The sequence below is a fragment of the Zhongshania antarctica genome, assembly GCF_014202945.1.
In the GTDB taxonomy this organism is placed as follows: Bacteria; Pseudomonadota; Gammaproteobacteria; order Pseudomonadales; family Spongiibacteraceae; genus Spongiibacter; species Spongiibacter antarcticus.
Map to the genome: position 1 here is coordinate 95,246 of NZ_JACHHW010000005.1, position 17,139 is coordinate 112,384.

Annotated in this window: 16 protein-coding genes; 10 read left to right on the plus strand and 6 right to left on the minus strand. The window is 53.5% G+C overall.

What is annotated here, in order from left to right:
• Nucleotides 1–62: 62 nt before the first annotated feature.
• The 3 genes from HNQ57_RS09700 to tkt form a co-directional block, all read right to left on the minus strand.
• Complete coding sequence (locus tag HNQ57_RS09700; RefSeq protein WP_184462525.1) at nucleotides 63–1,226, minus strand: phosphoglycerate kinase; 1,164 nt, start codon at nucleotides 1,224–1,226, stop codon at nucleotides 63–65.
• Nucleotides 1,227–1,295: 69 nt separating this feature from the next.
• The gene (locus HNQ57_RS09705; protein WP_184462526.1) at nucleotides 1,296–2,297 is read right to left on the minus strand and encodes a type I glyceraldehyde-3-phosphate dehydrogenase; all 1,002 of its coding nucleotides are present in this window, start codon (nucleotides 2,295–2,297) and stop codon (nucleotides 1,296–1,298) included.
• Nucleotides 2,297–4,294 (minus strand): transketolase, encoded by a 1,998-nt coding sequence (tkt, locus tag HNQ57_RS09710; RefSeq protein ID WP_184462527.1) that lies wholly within the window; start codon nucleotides 4,292–4,294, stop codon nucleotides 2,297–2,299. The genes HNQ57_RS09705 and tkt overlap by 1 nt, the downstream gene beginning before the upstream one ends.
• A 187-nt stretch (nucleotides 4,295–4,481) precedes the next feature.
• Here tkt and HNQ57_RS09715 point away from each other — a divergent pair, with 187 nt between their 5' ends.
• The 6 genes from HNQ57_RS09715 to metF all read left to right on the plus strand — a co-directional run bounded on the left by HNQ57_RS09715 (nucleotide 4,482) and on the right by metF (nucleotide 10,096).
• The gene (locus HNQ57_RS09715) at nucleotides 4,482–4,919 is read left to right on the plus strand and encodes a low molecular weight protein-tyrosine-phosphatase (protein WP_184462528.1); all 438 of its coding nucleotides are present in this window, start codon (nucleotides 4,482–4,484) and stop codon (nucleotides 4,917–4,919) included.
• 72 nt (nucleotides 4,920–4,991) lie between these two features.
• On the plus strand, nucleotides 4,992–6,014 hold the full coding sequence (locus HNQ57_RS09720; RefSeq protein WP_184462529.1) for an ArsR/SmtB family transcription factor: 1,023 nt from the start codon (nucleotides 4,992–4,994) through the stop codon (nucleotides 6,012–6,014).
• Between the two features lie 36 nt (nucleotides 6,015–6,050).
• Nucleotides 6,051–7,259: a methionine adenosyltransferase gene (gene metK, locus HNQ57_RS09725; RefSeq protein ID WP_184462530.1), complete on the plus strand. Its 1,209-nt coding sequence runs from the start codon at nucleotides 6,051–6,053 to the stop codon at nucleotides 7,257–7,259.
• 94 nt (nucleotides 7,260–7,353) lie between these two features.
• Nucleotides 7,354–7,692 carry a four helix bundle protein gene (locus HNQ57_RS09730; RefSeq protein ID WP_184462531.1) on the plus strand — a complete coding sequence of 113 codons (339 nt, stop codon included), beginning with the start codon at nucleotides 7,354–7,356 and terminating at the stop codon, nucleotides 7,690–7,692.
• Between the two features lie 55 nt (nucleotides 7,693–7,747).
• Entirely contained in the window at nucleotides 7,748–9,124 is a 1,377-nt protein-coding gene (gene ahcY, locus HNQ57_RS09735; protein WP_184462532.1) for an adenosylhomocysteinase, read from the plus strand.
• Nucleotides 9,125–9,256: 132 nt separating this feature from the next.
• Nucleotides 9,257–10,096 carry a methylenetetrahydrofolate reductase [NAD(P)H] gene (gene metF, locus HNQ57_RS09740; protein WP_184462533.1) on the plus strand — a complete coding sequence of 280 codons (840 nt, stop codon included), beginning with the start codon at nucleotides 9,257–9,259 and terminating at the stop codon, nucleotides 10,094–10,096.
• Between the two features lie 187 nt (nucleotides 10,097–10,283).
• On the opposite strand, the gene HNQ57_RS09745 is transcribed toward metF, so the two are convergent.
• On the minus strand, nucleotides 10,284–10,787 hold the full coding sequence (locus HNQ57_RS09745; RefSeq protein WP_184462534.1) for an MgtC/SapB family protein: 504 nt from the start codon (nucleotides 10,785–10,787) through the stop codon (nucleotides 10,284–10,286).
• A complete protein-coding gene (locus tag HNQ57_RS09750) occupies nucleotides 10,778–11,746 on the minus strand; it encodes a zinc transporter ZntB (protein WP_184462535.1) in 969 nt (322 codons plus the stop codon). The genes HNQ57_RS09745 and HNQ57_RS09750 overlap by 10 nt, the downstream gene beginning before the upstream one ends.
• A gap of 124 nt (nucleotides 11,747–11,870) precedes the next feature.
• Between HNQ57_RS09750 and HNQ57_RS09755 the strand changes: the two genes are divergently transcribed.
• The gene (locus tag HNQ57_RS09755; RefSeq protein WP_184462536.1) at nucleotides 11,871–12,749 is read left to right on the plus strand and encodes an LLM class flavin-dependent oxidoreductase; all 879 of its coding nucleotides are present in this window, start codon (nucleotides 11,871–11,873) and stop codon (nucleotides 12,747–12,749) included.
• Nucleotides 12,750–13,517: 768 nt separating this feature from the next.
• Here the strand turns inward: HNQ57_RS09755 and HNQ57_RS09760 are convergent.
• Nucleotides 13,518–13,775 (minus strand): hypothetical protein, encoded by a 258-nt coding sequence (locus tag HNQ57_RS09760; protein ID WP_184462537.1) that lies wholly within the window; start codon nucleotides 13,773–13,775, stop codon nucleotides 13,518–13,520.
• 149 nt (nucleotides 13,776–13,924) lie between these two features.
• On the opposite strand from HNQ57_RS09760, the gene HNQ57_RS09765 reads away from it, so the two are divergent.
• From HNQ57_RS09765 to HNQ57_RS09775, 3 genes are all read left to right on the plus strand, one after another.
• On the plus strand, nucleotides 13,925–14,899 hold the full coding sequence (locus HNQ57_RS09765) for a class 1 fructose-bisphosphatase (protein ID WP_184462538.1): 975 nt from the start codon (nucleotides 13,925–13,927) through the stop codon (nucleotides 14,897–14,899).
• A gap of 33 nt (nucleotides 14,900–14,932) precedes the next feature.
• The gene (locus HNQ57_RS09770; protein ID WP_184462539.1) at nucleotides 14,933–15,772 is read left to right on the plus strand and encodes a 23S rRNA (adenine(2030)-N(6))-methyltransferase RlmJ; all 840 of its coding nucleotides are present in this window, start codon (nucleotides 14,933–14,935) and stop codon (nucleotides 15,770–15,772) included.
• A 159-nt stretch (nucleotides 15,773–15,931) separates the two neighbouring features.
• A complete protein-coding gene (locus tag HNQ57_RS09775) occupies nucleotides 15,932–16,987 on the plus strand; it encodes an esterase/lipase family protein (protein WP_184462540.1) in 1,056 nt (351 codons plus the stop codon).
• Nucleotides 16,988–17,139: the final 152 nt, after the last annotated feature.

The following is a 17,139-nucleotide window of genomic DNA, read 5'->3' on the forward strand; positions in this document are numbered from 1 at the left end:
GCCGGACGGGAGACGGGAGATGCAAAAGCACAGCGTCTTACGTCTCCCGTCCAGCGTCTCCCTTAAGCTTTTGCGCGTTCTTCTAGTACTGCTACTGCCGGCAATACCTTGCCTTCTACGTATTCCAAAAAGGCGCCGCCGCCGGTAGAGATGTAAGACACTTGATCGGCGATGCCAAATTTATCGACAGCGGCAAGGGTATCACCACCCCCGGCAATGGAGAAAGCCGACGACTCGGCAATTGCTCTGGCGATGTCTTCAGTGCCGTCGGCGAATTGATCGAACTCAAACACGCCAACGGGGCCATTCCAAATTATAGTGCCCGCTTGTTTCAGTATTTCAGCCAAGCATGCAGCAGAAACTGGGCCAATATCAAAAATCATATCGTCGTCGCCAACAAATTCAACGGGGCGCAGGGTAGCAGGCTCGTTCTCGTCAAACTTTTTGCCAGTCATCACATCGCTTGGTAGCGGGATATGACACTTTTCCATAAGGGCCTTAGCGCTGGGAATCAAGTCGTGTTCACACAGGGACTTGCCCACGTTAAAGCCTGCCGCCGCCAAGAAGGTATTGGCAATACCGCCACCAACAATCAATTGATCTACCTTGTCAGACAGGGTTTCTAGCACGGTGAGTTTGGTCGAGACTTTGGAGCCACCAACAATTGCCACAAAAGGCCGTGCAGGATTAGCCAGCGCGCGCTCTAGGTTTTCTAATTCGCTAGCCAGCAGTGGCCCAGCGCAGGCGACCGGCGCGTATTTGGCCACGCCGTGAGTAGACGCTTGGGCGCGGTGTGCGGTGCCAAAGGCGTCCATCACAAACACGTCGCAAAGCGCAGCATAGGCTTTAGACAAGGACTCTTCGTCTTTTTTCTCGCCCTTGTTAAAGCGCACATTTTCCAGCAGCGCAAGCTGGCCATTAGCCAAGCTCACGCCGTTTTGCCAATCGCTGAGCAGCGCTACATCTTGGCCTAAGGCCTCGCTTAAATAGTCGGCAACGGGCTTTAAAGAATACTGCTCTTCAAACTCGCCTTCGGTGGGGCGACCAAGATGAGACATAACAATGACCTGGGCACCTGCTGCCAAAGCCAATTTTAATGTTGGCAATGCGGCGCGCAAACGCGCATCGGAACTCACCACACCATCCTTGATTGGTACATTAAGATCTTCGCGAATCAGTACTCGCTTACCGCTGAGATCCACATCACTCATTTTGATGACTTTCATCTTTTGTTCCCTGCTCGTTTCGCCACGCCCTCGAAGGGCCTTACTGATAGTAAAATTTGCTGAGGCCGGTCACTTCAACCAGTGAGCCACCACATCTAACATCCGATTTGCATAGCCCCATTCATTGTCAAACCAACTGAAAATACTCACCAAATCACCCACTACTCGGGTTTGCCCCGCATCAACAATGGCCGAACGCGAGTCGTGGTTAAAGTCACATGAGGCCAATGGCTCATCGCTATACCCGAGGATTCCCGACAATCTTCCCTCAGCCGCCATACGCAATGCCGCGTTAACGTCGTTAACCGTTACGGCGGCCTCAAGACTCACCGTCATTTCCATCGCGGAGACATTGTGGGTGGGAATACGCACTGCCCGCGCCGCAAAGCAGCCATCTAACTCGGGAATAATACGACCAATACCCGCTGCCAAACCGGTGTCTACCGGAATCATCGACAAACCCGCCGCCCGCGTTTTGCGCAAATCGGTATGGTGATACGCGTCCAACACGGGCTGGTCGTTCATCGCAGAGTGAATAGTGGTAATACAGCCCGAACGCACCCCAAAGGCCTTATTCAGCACGTCGATAACCGGCACAATGCCATTGGTCGTACACGAGGCATTGGAGACAATACGCTGTTCAGGGTCCAACTCACTGTGGTTCAAACCATAAACAATCGTCGGTGTGCCTGCTTCGCCGGGTTGCGACAACAGCACATGACGCGCGCCCTGCACAATATGCGCCTCAAGGTCGTCGTAGCGACTCACCACCCCCGAGCACTCCAACACCACATCAACATTGTGACGGGTCCAGTCGAGCTTATTGATTTCTTCGTGGTGGCTTACCGCAATCACATCGTCGTTGACCAACAAACTGCCGTGACGGTATTCCACTTTACCCATAAAACGACCGTGGGTGCTGTCGTAGCGGGTGAGGTGGGCAATCGTTGCCAGGTCAGCCGGTTCATTAATGGCGACAATCTGCATGGTTTCACGCAGCGGTGATTCATATAGGGCGCGCAGTACGCAGCGCCCTATGCGGCCGTATCCGTTTATGGCCAGTCGCAGCATTAGCTCAAGCAATCCTCAACGGCTTCAACAACCGCTTCGGTGGTAATGCCAAAATACTCAAACAGAGCTTCGGCTGGAGCGGACTCACCAAAGCTGTCCATGCCAACAATACGACCATCCAGACCAACATATTTGTACCAGTAGTCGCGGTGTGCCGCTTCCACTGCCACCCGAGCGGGAATATGGCTAGGCAATACTGACTCGCGGTAATCGCCGTCTTGGCTGTCGAACACATCGGTCGAGGGCATGGAGACAACGCGAATCTTTTTGCCCTTAGCAGCGAGAGTCTGCTGAGCCGCCATCGCCAATTTCACTTCTGAACCGGTGGCAATAATGATGGCTTCAGCCTCGCCTTCGCAGTCGCTCAACACATAAGCGCCACGAGCGACATTGGCCAGTTGCTCGGCGTCACGCTGCTGGTGTGGCAATGCTTGGCGAGTAAAAATTAAGGCGCTAGGGCCGTCAACACGCTCAAGAGCAGACTTCCATGCTACTGCAGATTCAACCATGTCACAGGGCCGCCACAGTGACATATTCGGTGTACCGCGCAGGCTGGCGATTTGCTCAATGGGCTGGTGAGTCGGGCCGTCTTCGCCCAGACCGATGGAGTCGTGAGTGTAAACATGAATCACCCGCTGGCCCATAATGGCGGCCATGCGCACGGCGTTGCGGGCGTATTCCATAAACACGAGGAAAGTTGCGCCGTAATTGATGAAACCACCGTGCAAGGCAATACCGTTCATCATTGCCGACATACCAAACTCGCGAACACCGTAGTGCAGGTAGTTGCCGCTGGCGTCTTTAGCGCTAATTGGCTTGGCGCCGCTCCACATGGTTAGGTTAGAGCCGGCCAAATCGGCTGAACCGCCCAGAATTTCAGGCAACATTGCACCGTAGGCTTCAATGCACAGTTGCGAGGCTTTGCGGGTAGCCACTTCTTTGGCGTCGGCCTGACACTGGGCAATAAAAGCAGTGGCCTTTTCGGCAAAGTCGGCGGGCAAATCACCCTTAACACGACGGCTAAGATCCGCGGCCAACTCTGGGTATTCAGCTGCATACTTAGCAAAGGCTTCGTCCCAAGCCGCTTCTGCCGCTTTGCCCTTTTCCTGAGCATTCCAACCTTCGTAAATTTCTTCAGGAATCTCGAAGGGGCCGTGGGCCCAACCGAGGCTTTCGCGAGTCAGGGCAATTTCGGCATCGCCTAGCGGTGCGCCGTGGCACTCTTCTTTACCTTGTTTGTTTGGCGAGCCTTTACCGATCACAGTTTTACAGCAGATCAAGGTAGGCTTGTCACTTTCATCGCGGGCAGCATCAATTGCGCGGGCGATCTCTGCGCTATTGTGACCGTCAACATCGGCAATAACATGCCAGCCGTAGGCTTCAAAACGCGCAGGGGTATCGTCGGTAAACCAACCCTCTACTTCGCCGTCGATAGAAATACCGTTGTCGTCATAAAAGGCGATCAGCTTGCCCAAACCGAGCGTCCCGGCCAGCGAGCACACTTCGTGACTGATACCTTCCATCATGCAGCCATCACCCATAAAGGTGTAGGTGTAATGGTCAACAATATTGTGGCCGTCGCGGTTAAACTGCGCCGCCAGAACCTTCTCAGCGACAGCCATGCCCACGGCATTAGCCAAGCCCTGACCTAAGGGGCCAGTGGTGGTTTCTACACCGGGGGTGTAACCGTATTCTGGGTGGCCGGGGGTGCGGCTGTGTAATTGACGGAATTGCTGTAAATCTTCAATGGCCAGATCGTAGCCGCTGAGGTGCAGCAGCGAGTAAATCAGCATAGAGCCGTGACCGTTAGACAGCACAAAGCGGTCGCGGTTAGCCCACTCAGGGTTATTTGGGTTGTGCTGTAAATAGTCGCGCCACAGAACTTCGGCGATATCTGCCATACCCATTGGAGCACCGGGGTGGCCGGACTTGGCTTTTTGAACGGCATCCATACTTAAGGCGCGAATGGCATTGGCGAGATCACTACGTGAGGGCATCGGTGGCTCCTAGATCTGAGTGGTGACTTAAGCGCTAACTTAAGCGGCTATATAAAGAGGCGGTATTTTCCCCTACCGGCGCCCAGACAGCAAATGGCAGAACCGTAAAAATGGCCATTTTACTTGCACCGCGAGCAGCTGACGGCGAAAATCATCGGCTCAAGGAACGATTCAGGTCGCAAACCCCATGTTTAACAATATATTGATGGTATGCATCGGCAATATTTGCCGCAGCCCCACCGCCGAATACCTGCTCAAACACAAGCTCGCTCACAAACCCGGCCTGACCATACACTCGGCCGGACTCGGCGCCCTGGTCGACAAGCCGATAGACCCAAGCGCGGGTCAATTGCTCAGCGCCAATGGTGTCGACGCCAGCGGTCATGCGGCACGGCAAGTTACCGCCGAGCTGTTATTAAAAGCAGATTTAATTCTGGTGATGGAACAACGCCATATCAAAGGCATTACCGAACTCGCCCCTCAAGTCAGCGGCAAGACCTTTTTGCTGGGCAAATGGTCGCAAAACCAGGCCGTGCCCGACCCCTACCGCAAGAGCATGGAAGCCTTTGAACACGTTTACGGTCAAATTGACCAATTTACCAACGATTGGCTGAAGTATCTTTAAACAAGCCTGACGCCAAAGAAACCTATATCAATATATTTTGATATAGATTAAAAGCCTGCTACACTGCGCGGCATGAACACTGCCAGCCAACCACTCACCGCGATTTCTGCGAGCAACGACCAGCTACTGCAACTCTGCAAAGCCGGTAGCGATATGTTGCGCCTGCAGGTTTTGCGGGTACTGAGTCGCGACGCCTACTCGGTCCAGGAGCTTTGCCACATTCTCGATTGCCGGCAGTCCGGCATGAGCCACCACCTTAAAACCCTGACTTCCGCGGGTTTAATTACCAAGCGCCGCGAAGGCAATAGCCTGTTTTATCGCCGCAGTTACGCCCCCGCTCTCGCCGATTTAGCGCCGCTACACGACGCCTTACACAGCAGCGCCGATCTCATTCAATTGGATCTTGATCAGCAGCACCGCTTAGAGCAGGTCTACGCCGAGCGCGCCGAACGTTGCCAAGCTTTTTTTGCCGAGCACGCCAGTGAATTTGGCGAGCAGCAAGAGCAAATGGTCGCCTTTAATGTCTACGGACACAGCTGCATGGAATTACTGCGCAGCAGCCAGAACCAAGGCGGTGAGCTCGCCATTGAGATTGGCCCTGGCGAAGGCGCATTTTTAGCGGAATTGTCGCCTTATTACACCAAGGTCGTCGCGGTAGACAATGCCCAAGCGATGCTGAATCGCGCCGGAGAATTTGTAAACCAACAGGCGCTGGAAAACGTAGAGCTGGTGTTAGGCGACAGCCGCAGCGAGCAGCTACAGCCAAATAGCGCTGACTGCGTGGTGTGCAATATGGTCTTACACCATGTACCGTCACCCGCCGACATCTTTAAAGACGCCGCCCGCTTACTAAAACCCGGCGGCCTTTTTTGCGTTAGTGATTTATGTCGCCACGATCAAAGCTGGGCCAGAGAAGCCTGCGGCGACATGTGGCTAGGTTTTGAACCCGATGATTTAAGTGAGTGGGCAGCGGCCAGCGGATTACAAGACGGCGCCGCGGCCTATTTAGCCCAGCTCAATGGCTTTCGCGTACAGGTTCGGCAATTTATTAAAGCCGAGCCTTACACCTTACCTACCCCGAACCCCAGCGCCTGAAATCGCGTCGGTAATTAGCAGAGGACTTTTGCAACCATGTCTGAATACAGTATTTTCACCTCGGAGTCGGTGTCTGAAGGACATCCCGATAAAATGGCCGACCAGATTTCTGACGCCGTACTCGACGCGATTATCGCCCGCGACAAACACGCCCGCGTTGCCGTAGAAACACTGGTTAAAACCGGCATGGCGATTGTTGCCGGTGAAGTCACGACCTCGTGCTACGTCGACCTAGAAGACATTATTCGCGACGTGATCACTGGCATTGGCTACAACAGCTCAGACGTTGGTTTTGACGGCGCCAGCTGCGCGGTATTAAACGCCATCGGCAAGCAGTCAGTTGACATCAACCAAGGTGTCGACCGCGCCCGCCCAGAAGATCAAGGCGCTGGCGACCAAGGCTTAATGTTCGGCTACGCCACCAATGAAACCCCGTCGCTGATGCCTGCGCCGCTGTTTTACTCTCACCGTTTGGTAGAGCGTCAGGCTTACTTGCGCAAAAACGGCGTGTTGTCTTGGTTACGCCCAGACGCTAAAAGTCAGGTTACTCTGCGCTATGAAAATGGCCTACCTGTCGCGGTAGATGCCGTTGTACTGTCTACTCAGCACAACCCTGAGATCTCGCAAAAAGACCTGCAAGAAGCGGTGCGTGAAGAAATCATTAAAAATGTCATTCCAGCCGAATTACTTCACGCTGGCACCCAATACCACATTAACCCAACGGGCAAATTCGTCATTGGCGGCCCCGTTGGTGACTGCGGCCTGACTGGCCGTAAAATCATCGTAGACACCTACGGCGGCATGGCGCGTCACGGTGGCGGCGCGTTCTCAGGCAAAGACCCCTCAAAGGTTGACCGCAGCGCGGCGTATGCAGGCCGTTATGTTGCTAAGAATATTGTTGCCGCAGGTCTTGCCGACCGCTGCGAAATTCAAGTGAGCTACGCCATTGGCGTTGCCGAGCCCACCTCAATTTCCATCAACACCTTTGGCACCGGCAAAGTCAGCGACGCCAAATTGGTAGCCGCGGTGCGCGAAGTATTCGACCTGCGCCCCTACGGCATCACCAAAATGCTGGACCTGGCTCACCCCATGTACCAACCCACTGCCGCCTACGGCCACTTCGGCCGCGACCCTTATGAGCTGACCTATAACTTTAAAGAAAATGGCGAGCAGAAATCTGAGACTGCGACCGCGTTTAGCTGGGAGAAGACGGATCGGGCTGAAGCCTTGAAAGCAGCTTTATAGCGCGGGAGAGGCTGGACGGGAGACGGTATACGCAAAAGCCTAAACCCCGCTCAAAACTATTTGGAGGGTTGCCATGGAGCGGCGACATATACGAATGGATGTTTGGCAGGACGCTGTCGCACTGGTTCATCATGTTTATGAATTCAGTGCAGCGTTTCCGCAAGATGAACGATTCGGGCTTATCAGCCAGATGCGACGCTCGGCCATTAGTGTTCCGAGCAATATCGCAGAAGGCGCCGCCCGAGGATCAGATAAAGATTTTTTGCGTTTTTTATATATTGCGAGAGGTTCTCTAGCAGAACTAGAAACTCAAATAATTATAGCCACACAATTAGGCTATATAAACGAGCAAGAAAATTGGCAACCAGCGCTTGAACGCGTTTTCGCGAAACTGGCTGCATTAATTAACCGACTTCGGGCGAGTACCGAGTGAGCGCATTTGCGTCTCCCGTCTCCCGTCCAGCATTTAGCTTATAGAGGTATACACCATGAGCAACACCTTCACCGACTACAAAGTCGCCGACATCTCCCTTGCCGCTTGGGGCCGTAAAGAACTGAGCATCGCCGAGGGCGAAATGCCTGCACTCATGGCCATGCGCTCTAAATACGGCGCTGACAAGCCTCTGGCTGGCGCCAAGATTTTGGGCTGTATTCACATGACAATTCAAACTGGGGTTTTGATTGAAACCTTAATTGAACTCGGCGCCGAAGTGCGTTGGTCGTCGTGCAATATTTTCTCTACTCAAGATCACGCCGCTGCTGCCATTGCCGCTGCTGGAATTCCGGTATTTGCTTGGAAGGGCGAAACTGAAGAAGAGTATGAGTGGTGCCTTGAGCAAACCATTTTAAAAGATGGCCAGCCTTGGGAAGCCAATATGGTGCTGGACGACGGCGGTGACTTAACCGGCCTGCTTCACCAGAAATACCCACAGATGATGGATCGTATTCACGGCATCACAGAAGAGACCACCACGGGTGTTCACCGCCTGCAAGAGATGATGGCCAAAGGCGAACTAAAAGTACCCGCCATCAACGTTAACGATTCTGTAACCAAGTCAAAGAACGACAACAAATACGGCTGCCGTCACAGCCTAAACGACGCGATCAAGCGCGGCACCGATCACCTGCTGTCTGGTAAGAAAGCACTGGTTATTGGCTACGGCGATGTGGGCAAAGGCTCTGCAGCATCATTACGCCAAGAAGGCATGATTGTAAAAATCAGCGAAATCGATCCTATCTGCGCGATGCAGGCCTGCATGGACGGCTACGAAGTGGTTTCGCCTTACAACAATGGCATAAACGATGGCAGCGAAAACTGCGTTAACACCTTAGTGCTGGGCAATACCGACCTGCTGGTTACCACTACTGGCAACGTCAATGTGTGCGACTCCAATATGCTTAAAGCCCTGAAGAACGGCTGCGTAGTCTGCAACATCGGTCACTTCGACAATGAGATCGACACTGCCTTTATGCGTAAGAACTGGGAGTGGGAAGAAGTTAAACCACAGGTACACTTGGTTTACCGCAACAAGGCTGCTAACGACCATTTAATTCTGCTGTCAGAAGGTCGCTTGGTTAACCTTGGCAACGCAACGGGTCACCCCAGCCGTATCATGGATGGCTCATTTGCCAACCAAGTGCTCGCGCAGATTCACCTGTATGCGCTGCGTTTCGCCGACTTAGCACCAGAGCAAAAAGCCGCTGCGATTACCGTAGAAGTGCTACCCAAGAAGTTGGACGAAGAAGTTGCCGCCCACATGGTTGCTGGCTTCGGTGGCGTACTGACTCAGCTCAGCAAGACCCAAGCAGACTATATCGGCGTGCCAGTTGAAGGACCGTTTAAGCCTGAGAGTTATAAATACTAAGAACGAAAGACGCTTTACGGGAGACGGTATACGCAAAATTTTAGCGTCTCCCATCTCCCGTCTAGCATCTAGCCGAGCGGCTTTAACAAATACGGAAGACGCGACGCTTCCAACACACTATCGGAATACACAATGGCTAACCGCTACAGCTTTGAATTCTTCCCCCCCAAAACCGAAGTCGGTCGGGCGAAGTTAAAAGACACCCGCAGCCAGTTGGCGGCCTTGAATCCTGAATTTTTCTCAGTGACTTACGGTGCCGGCGGCTCGACCCGCGACAATACCCGCGATATCGTTTTAGAGACGAAAAAAGCCGGTTTGTCTGTTGCCCCGCACCTGTCCTTTGGTGGCGATGAAGAATCTGAAATCCTCACGCTGCTCAATGACTACAAAGCGGCAGGCATAGATCGCATCGTTGCCCTGCGCGGCGACATTCCCTCTGGTATGGGCGCAACACGCCAAGTCTACGCAAAAGAGCTGGTGGAGTTTATCCGCAAGCACACTGGTGACCACTTTCAATTGGAAGTGGCGGCGTATCCAGAGACGCACCCCGATGCCAAAAATCATCAGGCTGACATTCATTTTCTAAAAGCAAAATTGGATGCCGGTGCCAATAGCGCCATCACCCAATATTTCTTTAACGCCGATGCGTATTTTTACTTCTTAGAAGACTGTGAAAAAGCAGGCATCGACAAGCCGATTTACCCTGGCATTATGCCCATCACTAATTTTAGCAATTTAGCGCGCTTCTCCCGCAACTGCGGCGCTGAAATTCCGCGCTGGCTAGCACAAAAATTAGAAGGCTATGGCGACGACCAGCAAAGCATCGTTGAATTTGGCGCTGAGTTTGTTAGCGAGCTATGCCATATTCTAATGGAAGGCGGCGCGCCGGGAATTCATTTTTACAGCATGAATCAGGTAGAGCCGATAAAGAGTATTGCTGAAGCGGTGATGAGCTCGCATCCTGCTGGTTAACGCTTGATGCTGGACGGGAGATGGGAGATGCAAGGGCATTCGCTACGCTCATATGGATACCTGCCTACGCAGGTATGACGCTGTTGATTTCGTCACTCCTGCGAAGGCAGGGGTCCATCCCCGCAACGGAGTGGGTAGCGAACTTTGCATCTCCCATCTCCCATCTCCCGTCAAGCGTCTCCCGCCCTTAATCATCCCGTTTCTTCTGATACCGCCGATCATTCAACCGCCGATGCACGCCCTTGCGCAGCGAGTGAAAGCTGTTTTCCAGTACATCCACGCCAACTAAGACCCCCACTACCACGAACGCTATTAGCAGTGCGGGGCCATATTTATCCAGGCCGATCATTACGCCAATGGCCGCTAGCACCCAAATCGCCGCTGCGGAGGTGACCCCCAAGACCATGCCGTCGCGGGACAAAATCACGCCCGCGCCAAGAAAGCCTATTCCGGTAATCACCTGGCCAATAACCCGCGACGGATCCGTAACGCCATTACCAACCGACACCGACATAGCAATAAAAACATAGGTACCTAAGCAGATTAAGGCCGCCGTGCGAATACCAATTGGTTTACCACGGATCTGTCGTTCTAAACCAATAATCGCCCCAGCGACAATGGTGGTGAGTACGCCCGGCCATTTTAACGGTGCAATAGAGAACAAACTTAAATCTGCAAATTCTAAAGCCATTTTTTATACCTAAAGAAAACCAGCAAGCCACCAGCCAAGGCCACTAAAATGCCAATAAAAATAGCAAAGGCATAATGATTCTCGGCACCCGGAATGCCACCCACGTTGATACCAAGCAAGCCGGTGGCAAATCCCAGCGGCAAAAATATTGCCGACACAATCGACAACACATACATGCGGCTGTTGGACTCTTCCGAAATCTGATTCACCAGCTCCTCTTGGCTGACTGCAGCGCGCTCGCGAATACTGTCCAGAGTTTCAATATATTGCGCTAGGCGGTCGCCCACTTCTCTTACCCGCAGGCGCTGAGCGTCGCCAAACCAGGGCAGGCGTTCAGTCTGCACCCAGTTCAGGGCCTCGCGCTGAGGCGCCAAATAGCGCCGCAGCGCAATAGACTGCCGACGCACTTGGCCTAACTCACTACGCAATTTTGCTCTACCACTGCTCAGTAGTGACTCCTCTAACTCATCGACTTTGTCCTCTGCATTGTCGATTGGCCCAGCCATACGCCGCACTAAACGATCACACAATACCGCAACAAACTCGGCGCTGGTTTCAGGGCCTTCGCCTTCTTTAAAACTGCGAACGATATCGTCCATCGACAACAGGCGGCGCTTGCGCGAGCTTATGATACGGTGCTCATCAACACACAGGCGAATCGACACCATGTCTTCAGGGTCGGCTTCTGGGTTTAAATTCACACCGCGCAGCGCCATAAGCAAGCCGCCATTGTGGGAGGTCGCCCGTGGTCGGGTGTCTTCAGCGACCAGTGCGGCGATCGCGATGTCATCTAAGCCGCTGTGTTCTTCTAGCCATTTCAGCGTGCCGGGCTTGCTGTAGTCAAAATGCAGCCACAGCAAGCCTTGGCCCGGCTGCCATACGTCAATTTCTGCATGGCTCATCGGCCTAGCGCCACCTTTGCCATCCAGTAACATCCCGTAAACTAAAAAGTCATCCATACTGGGTATCTCATTATTCGCTCTTGTCATCGATAATCGCACAACAGGTCACCGCCTCACAATGCGGCTGTCATAAATGTCGCACAGCAATAGTGCAATAAAAATAACACTACAAGGATAGCTCATGAAAATTGGTGTTTGCCTTCCCTATATGCAGCGCGGAATTCGTCGCCAAGATTTTAAAGACTGGTGTCGCATCATTGACCAAGGCCCATTCCACAGCCTGTCTTGCGGTGAACGTATTACCGGCCACAGCTATGAGATGCGCAATATCCTTGCCTTTGCCGCGGCATCTACCGAGCGCGTTAGAATTATTCCGGCGCTTTACGTACTGCCGATGCACAGCGCCGTGCAGGCTGCCAAAGAAATCGCCACCCTCGACATTCTCTCTGAAGGCCGAGTCACCCTCACCGTGGGCGTTGGTGGCCGCGAGAAAGACTACGAAGCCCTTGGCGCGAGTATGGCAAACCGCTTTCAACGCATGGACGATCAAATCGCCACGATGAAGAAAATCTGGCGCGGTGAATTATTAGAGGGGTTTGAAGAAATCGGCCCCACCCCAATTCAGGCCGGCGGCCCACCGATTTTAGTTGGCGCCATGGGCCCGAAAAGTATTCAGCGGGTATCGAAATGGGCAGATGGACTCTACGGCTTTGCAATGGATGGCAATGCGGATCTCATCAACCACTTTTTCACCTCTGCCGACACGGCTTGGGCAAACTCTGAACGCGAACAAAAGCCTTATCGGCTTGGCGGTTTTTGGTATTCCCTAGCCGACGGCGCCCAAGGAAATCTTGAGCAATACGTTTTCGATTATTTAAAAACCTTTGGCGAAGCGGAGGCCCGCAAGGTCGCCAAAACAATGACCATGCATGACCCTATGGCCATTAAAGATGGCATTGCGGCCATCGAGGCCCTTGGCTGCGATGAAATTCAGCTCGTGCCAGCAACGGCCGACGTTGCTGAGGTAGATCGCTTGGCGAATATGCTGGCCGGGCGATAAATGGCCGGACGGAAGGCGTGCACCTCCACGCCGGCGCGTTATTTCGCATTAAGCGGCTGGGAATAGCCGCTTCGTTGCTGAGATAGACTCCTGCCTTCGCAGGAGTGACAAAAGTAATACTCTGCCGCGCTTAAATGGATAGCGGTCTGCGCAGGTATGACCCAAGTAAATTACACTGCCGTGCAGACCCCGCTCCCACAAAAACTCCCGCGTCGCCCCTGCGGAGGCACGGGCCCATCCCAGCGGCGAAGTCGGCATCACTCTGCACTTAAGACAAACTAATACACCAAGACAGACCACTACACGGCCCACCCCATTAGACATTCCGCAAAAGCAATACGCTGCCACGCGTAAACAGATAGCGGTCTGCGCAGGTATGACCCAAGTAAATTACACTGCAGTGCCGATCACGCTCCCACAAAGACTCAGGCGTCGCCCCTGCGGAGGCAGGGGCCCATCCCAGCAACGAAGTCGGTATCACTCTGCACTTAAAACAAACCAATACATCAAGGCCGACCACTAAACGGCCCACCCTATTAGACATTCCGCAAAAGCAATACTCTGCCACGCTTAAAAGGATAGCGGTCTGCGCAGGTATGACCCAAATAAATTACACTGCCGTGCAGAGCCCGCTCCCACAAAAACTCCCGCGTCGCCCCTGCGGAGGCAAGGGCCCATCCCAGCAACGAAGTCGGTATTGCTCTGCACTTTAGACACGCTAATAGACCAAGGCTGCTCTTGTGTGTCTCCCGCCAAGCCTTCGGCGGGTCACATCATATCTCGCTCCACATCCCGCAACCGCCGCGAGTAGCTGCGGCAGTGTTTCCACAGCCAATCTTCCTTTGCCCGACGCGCCTTTTTCATTGCCGCACCACTGGCGTAGCCTTTTAGCTTTTTACCCGCACCCAAGGCCTGCTCTAAACGAACAACTTCAATTTTCTTGGCTCGGCATGCTTGCCAGTCCGCGGCCTCTGCTGGCGCAGCAATAGTTAACACCGCGCTCAACAGCGCAATGGGGTATTTCATGGCGACCTCCTTGTCGACCTTGAACGGTTTCAAAACCAGAGCCTATACGTTAAAACACTGCTACAGGTCATGCAAACACGGCTTAACTGTCTTAACGGGTCCGCCAGTGGCATAATAGATCGCTGATGCCCGCTACCGGAATTTCTTGCATGAGCAGAACAGCCCTCCCCGAATTTCTTTCCAACGCCGCTGTCCCCACTGAACTTCAGTCTGTCATTCTTGGCCTTGCCGACGTCAGCGTCACCATTAGCCAAGCTTTAGCAAAAGGCGCATTGGCCGGTGTGCTCGGCGCTGCCGGTGCAGAAAACGTACAGGGCGAAGACCAAAAGAAGCTCGACGTTATCGCCAATGATTTGATTAAAGATGCCCTGGCGGCCTTACCTGCGGTTCGCGGCCTAGCCTCAGAAGAAGAGCCCGATGTGCTTGCCTGCCACACCGATGGCCAATACCTCGTCACCTTTGACCCGCTGGATGGCTCTTCTAATATCGACATTAATAGCATGGTCGGCACCATATTCTCGGTACTGCCCCACACCGGCAGCGCGGCCGTTACCGAGCAAGATTTTTTGCAGCCGGGCCGCCAACAAGCCGCCGCAGGTTATATCTTGTACGGGCCCTCGGTCATGCTGGTATTGAGTACTGGCAATGGCGTGGCCATGTTTACCCTAGACCAAGATCAAAACCGCTATCTGCTCACCGAAGCTGACATCAACATTCCGGTCGAGGCCAAAGAATTTTCTATCAATATGTCTAACCAGCGCCACTGGGTTGCTGGCATGCAGCACTACATTAGCGACCTGCTCCTCGGTAAAGAAGGCCCACGGGGCAAAGACTTTAATATGCGCTGGGTGGCTGCGATGGTGGCAGATGTTCACCGCATTCTGTGTCGGGGTGGTTTATTCACCTACCCCTGGGACAGCCGCAAACCAGAGCAAGCCGGTAAATTACGCCTAATGTACGAAGCCAATCCCATGGGCTTTTTGGTTGAACAGGCGGGCGGTGAAGTGTGGACACCTGAAGGCAAAATTCTCGACATTCAACCCGAGCATATTCATCAACGGGTTCCGGTTATTCTCGGCGCGGCAAGCGAAGTTAAAATTTGCGTTGACTACCACCAGCGCTGAGCTTTTTCAGCGCATCTAACGAGATTTACCACCATGCTCAGTTACCGTCACGGCTTTCACGCCGGCAATCATGCCGACGTGTTAAAACACCTAGTGCAGGTATTGTGCTTAGACTATTTACAGCAAAAGCCCACGGCGGTGTCTTATATCGACACCCATGCTGGTGCGGGCTTTTATCATTTTGCCAGCGCATTTAGCGCGCAAAATCGCGAGTTCGATAGCGGCATCGCCAAGCTCCGCAGTGCGGCCGCTGGCCAAGATTTTCCCGCGCCGTTACAGCGCTATCTCGACGTCATCAACGCCTGCTGCAAAGACGAGGCCGAAGGCTACCCCGGCTCCCCCGCTATCGCACTGCAATTACTGCGCGAGCAAGACAAAGCCCATTTATTTGAGCTGCACCCCAACGACCACGAAAATCTGCGCAAGCGCTTTCACCACAGCGCCCGCATCAACGACTCTGATGGCTTTGCCGGCCTAAAGGCCCTGCTACCGCCACCCAGCAAGCGCGCGCTAGTCTTAATTGACCCGCCGTATGAAGACAAAAACGACTATCGCAATGTCATTACTGCGCTCAAAGACAGCCAGCGCCGTTTCCCCAACGGGGTGTACGCGCTGTGGTACCCACTGATACCGCGCGATGAATCCACGGATTTAGGCCGGCGTTTAAAGGCACTATCACCCAAGAATTACCTCCACGTAAAACTGACAGTACAGGCGCCAGCAGGCGAGCACGGCATGTTTGGCAGCGCGATGTTTGTCATTAACCCACCGTGGCAACTGGCCACCCAGCTCGCAGAAGTGATGCCGATTCTCGAACAGCTACTTGGCAACGGTGAGCACAGTCAATTTGAACTAAATTCAGCGACCCCGTAATACTCGCCTGAAAACCCCAGCTAATTTTTGCGCCCATGCCCGCCGAAACAGGCTAAAAGTTATTACCCTATAACTTTTAGCCTCAATTGCTATACAGTTCACAGACCGCAATTGCCCCACGCTCTATAACTTATAAAAAATGAAACAAGGTTATTCCCTATGACTAAAACGAATTTTCTGCAGGCAACGGCAGCGGTATTGAGCTGCGCCATACTCGCCGCATGTGGCGGCAGCAGCACAAGTAGCACCCGAAGCAGCCCGCCAGCAAATGGCGCGAGTAATAGCGACCCGGCGTTAACAACAGACATCGCCACCTTGAACGCGGGTCTCGTTTGCGGCGAACTGAGTCACCCCGCCACCGAGGTGGTATTGCTAGTGCACGGCACCTTCACCCACGGCGAAGAGCAATACAACTGGAGCTACAAGCCATTATTGGAAGAACGCGGTTACGACGTTTGTATCGTCACCTACCCAGATCGCGGCCTTAACGATTTACAAACCTCCGTTGAATATATTGTGAATGCTGTGCGGCAAATTCACGCCGATACCGGCCGTAAAATTGACATGATCGGTCACAGCCAGGGTGGCTTACATCCACGCTGGGCGGTGACCTGGTGGCCCAGTTTACGCCCCATGGTAGATGACATTGTCAGCTTGGCGGCGCCCCATCACGGCACCCAAATGTCGCCCTCAGTCCTGACTGGCGCCCTGCCCCTACCCCTGCCCGCGGCGGCCTTCCAAATGGCTCAAGACTCGGCATTTATCACCGCCTTAAACAGCGGCGACGAAACACCGGGGAATATAGATTACAGCAATATTTATACAATGATGGATGAGCTAGTACAGCCCTATGAACCGGAGCCAACTGCCGCTCTGGACTTTGGCATGAGCAACCCCAGAGTCAGCAACACCCTGATTCAAGATGTGTGTACGGGGCGAATCGTCGACCACATAACCATTGGCCTCAGCGACCGCTTTACCTTTGAATTAACCTTAGATGCACTGAGCAATACAGGCCCGGCCAATGTTGAGCGCGCCGGTGGGGCCGAGCTATGCGGGCTCCTGCCACTACCAGATCAAGCGATCTCCGCAACACTGTTAGAAGATTTTGCCAGCGTCTTTGGTAGCGAACCGGCGCAGGGCTTCCCCGATGCTCAACTAGTAACCGAAGAACCGCCACTGCGGAGCTATGCAACAAAGCCCATACCGCGATAGTTATATAGAATTGGGCAGCGAACGGACAAAAGGCTATTCGCTGCGCTTACATGGATCCCTGCCTGCGCAGGGATGACAACAATCAATCATTCGTCACTCCTGCCAAGGTATGACGCTGTTGATTTCGTCACTCCTGCGAAGGCCGAGCACCG